At 42.1% G+C, this 620-nt stretch carries 1 protein-coding gene; it reads right to left on the bottom strand.

All coding sequences use genetic code 11. The annotated features are described in order from the left end of the window. Positions 1-212 precede the first annotated feature (212 nt). Positions 213-620: hypothetical protein (locus N1032_RS26205; RefSeq protein WP_259543570.1), on the bottom strand; the 408-nt coding region annotated here is incomplete at its 5' end.

Raw genomic sequence — 620 nt, forward strand, 5'->3', positions numbered from 1 at the left:
CAAAGGTAATGTTGGATTACGTCATGTAGTAAGTCCTCGATTAGTTTGGGGAACATCTGCTTGGTATAACGACGGTAAGCCCACTTGGCTTATTGAAGCATTTGATTTAGACAAACAGGATATGCGTACTTTCGCCATTGATAACATCATTGGATTTGAAAGCATTCCGTTTTAACAAAAAGAAAAGCCGCCCTTTTGAGGCGGCTTCTTTCTTACTTACCTTTTCTCAACTCCTTCCTAATACGATCTAACTCGTATCCCAGAGTATCTAAATATCTCCCTTCTCCGGGGCTTCGATTCTCAAATTTCCCAAGACTACGTTTAGCTTTACCTACAGCTTTGATAGTGCTAGTTAATTGATCTTCATCCCAACCTTTAGACATTTCACGAGCCACTTTACGAACTGGTTCTGGTGTGTTAGGATTATGTGCTTTAAGTGCAGCACTAATAATCTTATCATTCCTTGCATCAGCTTCGTATCCATACTCTTTTCTTTTAGTTGGTTCCTGTTGAGCAGGTTTGTTAGGTTGCTCAGCCTTTAGGGGCTTTCCCGCAGGGGCTGTCCTTTTAACAGGAACATTACCTACGCCAGCTCGACTACCTGGACGTCTACGAACAGT

The sequence above is a fragment of the Herbiconiux daphne genome, from assembly GCF_024979295.1.
Classification (GTDB): domain Bacteria; phylum Actinomycetota; class Actinomycetes; order Actinomycetales; family Microbacteriaceae; genus Herbiconiux; species Herbiconiux daphnes.